The 8,106-nt window shown below is 58.1% G+C and carries 11 protein-coding genes; 3 read left to right on the plus strand and 8 right to left on the minus strand.

What is annotated here, in order from left to right:
- Together cysS and RMO15_RS29735 are read left to right on the plus strand one after the other, a co-directional pair.
- Positions 1–1,293 (plus strand): cysteine--tRNA ligase (cysS, locus tag RMO15_RS29730; RefSeq protein ID WP_309721708.1); only part of this gene is annotated, 1,293 nt, incomplete at its 5' end.
- A complete protein-coding gene (locus RMO15_RS29735) occupies positions 1,290–1,958 on the plus strand; it encodes a phytanoyl-CoA dioxygenase family protein (protein ID WP_309721711.1) in 669 nt (222 codons plus the stop codon). The genes cysS and RMO15_RS29735, both read left to right, overlap by 4 nt.
- A 40-nt stretch (positions 1,959–1,998) precedes the next feature.
- Here RMO15_RS29735 and RMO15_RS29740 read toward each other — a convergent pair whose 3' ends face one another.
- The 5 genes from RMO15_RS29740 to RMO15_RS29760 are packed head-to-tail and all read right to left on the minus strand — an operon-like array spanning position 1,999 to position 5,472.
- Positions 1,999–2,394 carry a hypothetical protein gene (locus RMO15_RS29740; protein WP_309721714.1) on the minus strand — a complete coding sequence of 132 codons (396 nt, stop codon included), beginning with the start codon at positions 2,392–2,394 and terminating at the stop codon, positions 1,999–2,001.
- A gap of 27 nt (positions 2,395–2,421) precedes the next feature.
- On the minus strand, positions 2,422–2,667 hold the full coding sequence (locus RMO15_RS29745) for a hypothetical protein (RefSeq protein ID WP_309721716.1): 246 nt from the start codon (positions 2,665–2,667) through the stop codon (positions 2,422–2,424).
- 8 nt (positions 2,668–2,675) lie between these two features.
- Complete coding sequence (locus tag RMO15_RS29750; protein ID WP_309721719.1) at positions 2,676–2,885, minus strand: hypothetical protein; 210 nt, start codon at positions 2,883–2,885, stop codon at positions 2,676–2,678.
- Positions 2,886–2,921: 36 nt separating this feature from the next.
- Complete coding sequence (locus RMO15_RS29755) at positions 2,922–4,640, minus strand: histidinol-phosphate transaminase (RefSeq protein ID WP_309721721.1); 1,719 nt, start codon at positions 4,638–4,640, stop codon at positions 2,922–2,924.
- Entirely contained in the window at positions 4,603–5,472 is an 870-nt protein-coding gene (locus RMO15_RS29760; protein WP_309721724.1) for a 2-oxo acid dehydrogenase subunit E2, read from the minus strand. Before RMO15_RS29760 ends, RMO15_RS29755 begins: the two co-directional genes overlap by 38 nt.
- Positions 5,473–5,563: 91 nt before the next feature.
- On the opposite strand from RMO15_RS29760, the gene RMO15_RS29765 reads away from it, so the two are divergent.
- Positions 5,564–6,406: a HEAT repeat domain-containing protein gene (locus RMO15_RS29765; protein ID WP_309721726.1), complete on the plus strand. Its 843-nt coding sequence runs from the start codon at positions 5,564–5,566 to the stop codon at positions 6,404–6,406.
- A 14-nt stretch (positions 6,407–6,420) separates the two neighbouring features.
- Here the strand turns inward: RMO15_RS29765 and RMO15_RS29770 are convergent, their stop codons facing one another.
- From RMO15_RS29770 to RMO15_RS29780, 3 genes are all read right to left on the minus strand, one after another.
- Positions 6,421–7,554: a PLP-dependent aspartate aminotransferase family protein gene (locus RMO15_RS29770; protein ID WP_309721729.1), complete on the minus strand. Its 1,134-nt coding sequence runs from the start codon at positions 7,552–7,554 to the stop codon at positions 6,421–6,423.
- 19 nt (positions 7,555–7,573) lie between these two features.
- Complete coding sequence (locus RMO15_RS29775; protein ID WP_309721731.1) at positions 7,574–7,756, minus strand: hypothetical protein; 183 nt, start codon at positions 7,754–7,756, stop codon at positions 7,574–7,576.
- Between the two features lie 48 nt (positions 7,757–7,804).
- On the minus strand, positions 7,805–8,106 hold a 302-nt coding region (locus tag RMO15_RS29780; RefSeq protein WP_309721735.1), incomplete at its 5' end, for an outer membrane beta-barrel protein.

Below are 8,106 nucleotides of genomic sequence, written 5' to 3' on the forward strand. Positions count from 1 at the left end.
CTTCGTACGTTTCTCTTTGAGGACTTACTGGTACGCACGCTCCGGCTTGCAGGGCTGGCGACCACCTGGGTGATGAATATCACCGATGTCGGGCACCTGACCAGTGACGAGGATGAGGGTGACGATAAGATGGCGATTGCCGCTGAGCGTGAGGGAAAAGATCCCTGGGCGATCGCGGAGTTCTACACTCAGGCGTTCCTAAGCGACATTGATCGCCTGAATCTGACACGCCCCGATCATCTGCCCCGAGCCACCGACCATATTCAAGAGATGATCGCCATCAACCAGGCGCTGGAAGAAAAAGGCTATACCTACACCACTCCTGAGGCGCTGTATTTTGACACCAGCAAGTTCCCCGACTATGGCAAGCTGGCACGCCTACGTCTCGATGAGCTGAAAGTGGCGGCACGCGACGATGTGAATGTGGATAGTGCTAAGCGTGGCCCTGCGGACTTTGTACTCTGGTTCTCCAACAAGCCCAACCACATCATGAAGTGGGAATCGCCGTGGGGCGTGGGCTACCCCGGCTGGCATATCGAGTGCTCCGCGATGAGCATGAAGTACCTTGGGGAGACATTTGATATTCACTGCGGTGGCAACGACCATATCAATGTCCACCATACCAATGAGATCGCGCAATCCGAGTGCTGCACGGGCCATACATTTGCTAATGTCTGGATGCACTCGGCGTTTCTGACTCTAGGCCGCGACACCAAGATGAGCAAGAGCAAGGGGGGCTTCATCACCCTGGAGATCCTCATCGCCTCAGGCTATGATCCGATTGCCTACCGCTACCTCTGCTTGCAGGCGCACTACAGAAGTGAGCTGGAGCTCAAGTGGGAGTGGAACCAGGAGAACCAGGAGATCGGACGTGCCTCGAATCTCGATGCCGCTGCCGGAACCCTCAAGCGCCTCTACGAGCGTGTGGCACGGACAGAGGATGAGCCACTCTCTGACCAAGCCGCGTTCGATGCCGCCGTTGTGGATGTCTTTGGAGCCCTCGCCGATGACCTGAACGTGCCACGTGCGGTTGGCCTACTGCACTCCTACGACTCCCCACGCCTTTGGAAGCACTTCGATGCCGTGCTGGGACTGAAGCTTGAAGAGCGGGCGGTCAAGACCGAGGAAGTGGCGGTTGAGGTGCCCGAAGATATTCAAGCCCTTGTGGACGAGCGCCAGGCGGCCCGCAAGGCCAAGGACTTCGCCCGCTCCGATGTCATCCGTACCCAGCTCGCCGAGCTCGGCTGGGAGCTGGCTGACACACCGCAAGGCCCGAAAGTCACGCGCAAATGAGCTTTCTCAGCCCTGACCAGCACACGGCATTTGACCGCGATGGTTTTCTGCTCGTCCCCGGCCTCATCCCCGATGATATTGCGGCAAAAGCCGAGGCCGCGATCTGGGAGAAGCTGAGAGCCGATCCGAGTGATCCATCCACCTGGGAAGACAAGCCGGTTGGGTCGGGCCACGACTCGCCCGAGGTCTGCGCGATCTTCACCAAGGAGATGGCACAGCTGGTAGCTGAGCTCTGCGGCGAAGCCCAGCCGGACTGGCAGCCGCCGCGCTCTGCGTTTGCGATCAATATCTTCCCCCAACCGGGGCCGTGGGTGCACCACGGGCCGCACATTGACCATGCCCTAGAGCGCGATAGTTTTGTCGTCTTCCCGCGTCCCATGCGCCTCGCCTCGCTCCTCTATCTGACCGACAGCAAGCGAGACGGCGCTCCCACCGTGGTTTGGCCCGGCTCGCATAAGAAAATCGAAGCGCTTGCCAAGAGCGATCCTGAGCGCTTTAAGCGCATGTTCATGCTTAACAACGTACTAGGAGAGCTAGATTTGGGCGAGGGCATTCAAGTAGAAGGCAAGCGCGGCGATGTCTTGTTTTACCACTACCTCTGCGCTCACTCGGGCAGCCACAACACCCGCAACTACCCACGCTTCGCCATTGCACACAAGTGGTAAAGGTTATCCACAGGCTGTGGATAACCTGTGGATAACTCACTCAGACACTGGCAAAACGACTTTCTAGTGCGGCGGATTCGGTAGCAACTTGAGCGGCGCGGATCTCGATGTCAGGCTCCTCTTCCAACGGAAGAAGGCTAGCAAGACGCTCCAGCTCCGCACGAAGCTCGGTATAGATCGCTTCTGCTTCGGTCTTTGTTGGGCGGCAGACGGTGAGAAAGAGCCAGCCGCCGTAGAGCTGTGCCGTGACATAGAAAAGAGGGTCCTCTACACCTTTCTGCTCTAGGGTAATACGCGCTTCCGCGTCTTCGGGCTCTAGTGGGTCGCCTAGCTCCTCATCGCGCTGGATATAGCCGCCCTCAATCCCCGGTCTCCCTAGGTTACGCCCGCCTTCAGTGGAGTACCAAAGGCTCTCCGTAAATTCATCGTCTTCCATCTGCCGCTAGTCTATCACTCAGATCCGTTATTTGCGGCGACGGCCCGGGTTCTCAAACCAGTCTTTCAGGTTGAAGAGCCACTGTGTTAAGCGATTCGCATCATAGCTAAAGAACCACCACCAGCGGGAACGTCCCCCATCCGTATCGAGGAGTGGGCCTTCATCGTGCAGGGCGCTGTTTTCGCCGTCTTCCCAGCTCACCCGACGCCACCAGTAGAGGAGCGCGAGCACTGCCACCGTCGCCAGACCGACCACGATCCAGAAGCTTGTCATCTCCTATTTTACCAGCGCCAGAACTTGAGGGAGATAATGTCGCAAAACCAGCGGAGCCAGGAAAACTCGACCGTGAGGCGCTCACCATGATCCACCATCGGGCCTTCGCCATCGCGCCAGTGTGGCGGAGTCAGGAGCCAGCGCAAGACGACAAACAAGAGCCACGCGATCACGCACACGCGGATCATGCCCCAGAGCAAAAAGCCATACTCGTCCATGCCTTGCTAGTAGAAACGCAGCCAGAGGCGTTTTGGTTACGGCTTGGCGAGAATTTCCGCGAGCATGGCAACAATTTTTTCGTTGATGGCATGATCTTTCACTGCAATTCGCACCGCACGCGATCCAAAGCGGGTGCTGGTGTGGCTCAGATCACGCAGAAAAATACCCCTATGGCTACAGAGCTCACAGAGCTGCTGGGCTGTAGGGGTGCTCTCGGGCAGGTAGAGGGTTAGCCAGTTGGCCACACTTTCCTCCACACAGACACCGGAGAGCTGCCGTGCAAGCGCCTGTGCGAGCTCGCGACGGAGCACGTGTGTCTGATTCCAGCAAGCGGCGTAGTAGTCAGGCTCCGCCAAGGCACGAACGGCGGCAACCTGGGCAGGCAGGCTCACGGCCCAGGGGGGTGTCCAGCGGCGTAGCTCGGCAATTTCGCTCTTGGCGCCACCAAGATAGGCAACTCTAGCTCCTGAGAGCGCGTAGACCTTCGAGAGCGACTTGCACACAAAGAGCGAGGGAAGTGTCTCCAGCAGCGGCTCCAGAGAGTGCTCGCGCCCAACATAGTCAATGTAGGCTTCATCTACCCAGACGCGGGTTCGGGGATGTGCTTCTGTCAGGACCGCCTCTAGCTCGGCGCGAGGCATGAGGTTTCCCGTGGGGTTGCTCGGGTGCACCAAAACGCAGAGATCGTAGTCGCCTGAGGCTAGTTTCTCTGCCAATAACCCCGTGTCGAGCCGCCAGCCATTTGTGCGGCAAAGCGGCAAGCGCTCTACGTCACAACCGATCACGTTCTCTAAAACATGGGCATACTCGCCATAGACCGGGTCGGGAAGGAGCACACGAGACTCCGAGGAGAGCCAGCGAGAAAAAGCCCGAAAGATCAAGTCCGACGAGCCCGCACCCACCACGAGATTGTTCTCGGGGATGCCCCGCGCCACCGAAATCGCGGACACGAGCCCCTCACACTGGGTCGGTGGAGAGGTTTTGAGGAGCCAGGGGAGGTGCTCGGCGAGAGCGGTCTGTACTGCCGGGGCGGGATCGAACCAGGCATCAAGCACATCGGCATTGATCACACTGCGGCGACGCTCTAGCTGAGAAAAATCCGCACCGATGGCTCCAAAGAATGCGCCGCCGTGGTAGCAAGAGGCGCGAGCTTTTTGTGGCCAAGCATCAAATGGGAGATTCCAGTGGACACGCTTTAGCAAGCGCGTCAGAAGCGGCTGAATCTCGAAGGCACGCTGCGTCAGTGCTTCCACGCTCGCACTCATCAGCTCGTAGGTCACCGCGCCAGAGACGGCAGTTTTTCCGTGAAACACCAGTCCCGATGATTCGTAGAGTGACTTGATCTCGCGTCGCCCAATCCCGACGATCCGGGTTCCTCCCGCTACGGCCACGTGCCGCAGTGCCGCCTGCATCAGCAGCATCGCCAGTGCTCCCTGGCGTTTTTCCGGCAAGACTGTCAGGAGCCGTACCTCCCAGAGCCCTTCATCCACGGGGAAGGGGAGAGCGGTACGCTCAAAGTACTTGTCGAGGGAGTAGCGTCCAACGGAAGGCTGCGTCAGGCTCACAAAACCGAGAATCGCGCCCTCGCTCTTATCTTCTGTTGCCACAAGGTACTCATTGATCTCGTCCAGCGCATCGGTGAGCCGCCCCTCGGGATTGACAGCGTGCTGGCCAAGCTCGGCAGCATAGATAGCATGGCGCAGTCGGTAGATTTCTTCACGCTGTGTCGGGGTTGCCAGGGAGAGCTGTGTCATGGATTTTCTCCTCGAAGATATGAGCGTAGCGCGTAGGGTTCTGGAAAATCTTCTGAAAGAGCCGCATGAGCTGCGCTCCGTGAGCACCATCTGCGTAGCGGTGATCGAAGGTGAAGCTAATGGTCATGCACTCGGCGATAACAATCTGATCTTTTTCCACAATAGGCTTCTTGACGGCCTTGCCCATTCCTACCATCAGGGGACAGCGGCAGTACGGCGAGAGCGGCACGAGGCCATTTTCCAGCCCGAGCGGCCCGAAGTTGGAGATCACAAAAGAGCCGAAACGGTCATCAGGAATCCCAAAAGCGCGGAGTGAGAGATTGAGGGTGTACTGAAAGAAGCTCTGGGTGCGCATCAGGACGCGCAGGGGCAGAGCGGGAAGGCTCGCCACCACTTTATCCGTGCGAGCGGTCACGTCATCAGTGCCCTTACGGAGCGCCTCAACCGCCTCTTGAGAAATTTTCGCCAGCTCCCCAAGGCTCGCACGCCCCACATCCGGCAGCGTGAATCCCGATAGATCGAGCGAGCCCTCACCTTTGAGCAGCGTGGTGACGTAGGCATCGGTGCGCTCACGACGATACAGCTTCCCCTGGCGCAGGATATGGTTGAGCTCTGGGTTCTTCTCCAGGCAGTGCGCCAGGATCTTAGCCACAAAGTGTGTCATCGTCGGGCGCACCTCCGAGACGTAGCTCTTCAGAAACGCCTCAGCATCAGCGATAGGCAGATCCACCCAGGCATAGGTACTCGGATCAACCGGGCGATTCCAGCTCGAAATCGCGATCTTCCGGTAGGTAGTCAAGCGCTGCGTCGCACCAAGCTTCAAGTGTTTCATAGCGTCTATAGTAACCCAAAATGTTGTCGTATGGCGCGGGGCTTTTGACTCAATTTATCAGGACAATAGTCCCAGACGATAAAATTCTGCGATGGGCAAAAAAACGAAACGACTCTTTCGGGAAGTGCTGTGTAAAAACAACAAGCGTGGTCATCAGGCTGCTGTGTCTCTGCGTCTTGTGAAAGCTTGCCACTACCCACGCCTGCTAGAGCTTGTCTTACATCCCGATGCCCGTGTGCGTGCTCGGCTCTGCTCCACACTGGGAGAGCTCGGTGGCTACTTCGACTCCGGGCCACGATTAACTCCGCTCGGTATTCCAGCACTCCTCCAACGGCTTCATCACGACCCAAAGCCTCGTGTCCGTGCTGCTGCCGCACAGGGACTCAGCCACCAAGTACGCCCTGGAATGCTCCCTGCGCTCTGCATTGCCGCCCAGGATTCCTCAAAGAAAGTACGCCAGGGAGTCTGTCACGCACTGGGGATGGGACTCTGGGAAAGTGGCGTGACGCTACCACAGAAAAGGCAAGTGCAGGCGGTTTTTCTATGCTTTCTCGCAGACCCGGATGCCTATGTGCGGGAGTGGGCGGCATTCTATATCCACTGCGAGGGCTGTAGCCTCGACTCTCCAGAGATTCGCGCAGCCCTCTGGCGGCTCGTGGACGATACTAAAGACGCAGTTCAGGCGGAGGCATGTGCCACGCTCGGACTCTTGGGAGACCGCGCGATTGTCCCCTATCTCATCCGGCAGTTTGAGACAGGCACCGTCTGGAGCTGGAACCTAGACGCCGCAGCCAAGCTCAGCGATCCCGCGTCTCTGCCTATGCTCCAAAACTTACGTAGCGGCTACCGCAAAAAACACGGGTTCTATAAATCTGTTACGGAGACAATCAAGGCAATTAAAAAAGCCTCGCCGAAATCGACGAGGCTTCAGTGACGTTAAATAGGCACTTACTTGAGTGCTTCTTCCAGATCGGCAATGAGGTCGTCCACATGCTCGATACCCACGGAGATACGGATGAGATCCTCGGTGAGCGTGAGTCTTCGACGGACGTCCTCGGGCATGGAAAGATGCGTCATGGTCCACGGCTGCTCGATCAGGCTCTCGACCCCACCTAGTGACTCAGCGAGCACGAAGATCTTCAGGTGCGTGAGCAGGTGCTTGGCAACCTCGCCATCGGTGACACGGAAGCTGAACGTCCCGCCATAGCCCGACATCTGGCGCTGGGCTAGTTCATGCTGCGGGTGCGACTCCAGGCCGGGATGGAGCACTTGGGTCACCTTCGGATGCGCCTCTAGCCAGTGCGCAATTGTGAGGGCATTGGAGTTATGCCGCTCCATACGCACGGGAAGCGTCTTGACACCGCGCATGGTGAGAAAGCAGTCAAACGGAGCTTGCGCCGTGCCCATCGCGTTCTGGAGCATCTTGATCGTCGCCGCCAGCTCGGGATCGTTGGTGATCGCAGCCCCTGCTACCACATCGCTATGACCATTGATGTACTTCGTGGTCGAGTGCATCACGATGTCAATCCCAAGCTCCAGAGGCCGCTGGTAGAACGGCGACAAGAAAGTATTGTCACAGAACGTCACGATTCCCTTGGGCTTTGCGATCTCCGCAATCGCCGAGAGGTCCAGCAGGTTCATCAGCGGGTTGGTCGGGGTCTCGGTCCAGATCCCCTTGGTATTGGGCTTGATCGCGGCTCGGAGTGCGTCTAGGTCACGCAGGTTCACAAACTCAATCTCCATGCCCTTGGGAGCCAGCACAGAGACTAATAGCCGGTACGTGCCACCATAGAGATCATCGTGGACGATAATATGGTCGCCCGCATTGAACATCGAGAGAAGGGTCGCCGAGGCCGCCATTCCGGTGGCAAAGACATAGCCAAACTTCCCGCCCTCAAGAGCCGCGAGGCAGTCTTCGAGCTGCTTGCGCGTGGGGTTTCCACTGCGGGTGTAGTCAAACTCTCCGGGCTTGTTGTAGTCCTGGAAAGCGAAAGTCGAGGTCTGGTAGATCGGAGACATCACAGCGCCGTACGCCGGGTCCGGTCCCTGCCCGGCGTGAATGGCAAGGGTTTCAAATTTCATATCGGCCCAGTATATCAGCTTAGAGCAATTTCGCGCCCTCCGGGTCGAGGTGGAGGGGCATCCACTGCGCCCGTGTGCCGGCGTCACGGATCGCGCTTGCCATGGCTTCCCCAATCCGCTCCTCGTGAGTCTCCGTGAGGGCGAGGATTGCGCCAGCGAGCACGGTGGCGAGATGATTTTGAAGGGAGGCTATGGTTTTCATTTTACGATTCAGGTTCTTGGTTGGTTGGAATGCGATGGAGATAAAGAATTAGAAAAGATAGGAAACGCCCACCCCGGCGATGACGCGATGGTGAGTGCCGTTTTGTCCGTCAAACAACCCGGCGGAAGTGTGGTCGTAGCGGATTTCCGGCTGGATTTTGATGTTCTTCGCCGGACGCCAGTTGAGCGTGAGCGTGAAGCTGGAAAGATCCTGGCCCGTGTTGTTTCCGGGAGGTGTTCCAAAGGGGGTGTTGGCAAACCCAAGCAATCCACCGGTGCCGTATCCATCGTTGTCCTTGATGTAATCCACCCGCAGCGCGGCACCGAGGACGGGCGTGAAGTCCGCCGACA

This window comes from Armatimonas sp. (genome assembly GCF_031410135.1).
Taxonomy (GTDB): domain Bacteria; phylum Armatimonadota; class Armatimonadia; order Armatimonadales; family Armatimonadaceae; genus Armatimonas.

Excerpts from the sequence above, each read along its gene's own strand:
- RMO15_RS29755 (WP_309721721.1), bottom strand. The coding sequence starts at position 4,640 with ATGACACAGCTCTCCCTGGCAACCCCGACACAGCGTGAAGAAATCTAC.
- RMO15_RS29745 (WP_309721716.1), bottom strand. The coding sequence starts at position 2,667 with ATGACAAGCTTCTGGATCGTGGTCGGTCTGGCGACGGTGGCAGTGCTC.
- RMO15_RS29775 (WP_309721731.1), bottom strand. The coding sequence starts at position 7,756 with ATGAAAACCATAGCCTCCCTTCAAAATCATCTCGCCACCGTGCTCGCT.
- RMO15_RS29740 (WP_309721714.1), bottom strand. The coding sequence starts at position 2,394 with ATGGAAGACGATGAATTTACGGAGAGCCTTTGGTACTCCACTGAAGGC.
- RMO15_RS29765 (WP_309721726.1), top strand. The coding sequence starts at position 5,564 with ATGGGCAAAAAAACGAAACGACTCTTTCGGGAAGTGCTGTGTAAAAAC.
- RMO15_RS29735 (WP_309721711.1), top strand. The coding sequence starts at position 1,290 with ATGAGCTTTCTCAGCCCTGACCAGCACACGGCATTTGACCGCGATGGT.
- RMO15_RS29770 (WP_309721729.1), bottom strand. The coding sequence starts at position 7,554 with ATGAAATTTGAAACCCTTGCCATTCACGCCGGGCAGGGACCGGACCCG.
- RMO15_RS29750 (WP_309721719.1), bottom strand. The coding sequence starts at position 2,885 with ATGGACGAGTATGGCTTTTTGCTCTGGGGCATGATCCGCGTGTGCGTG.
- RMO15_RS29760 (WP_309721724.1), bottom strand. The coding sequence starts at position 5,472 with ATGAAACACTTGAAGCTTGGTGCGACGCAGCGCTTGACTACCTACCGG.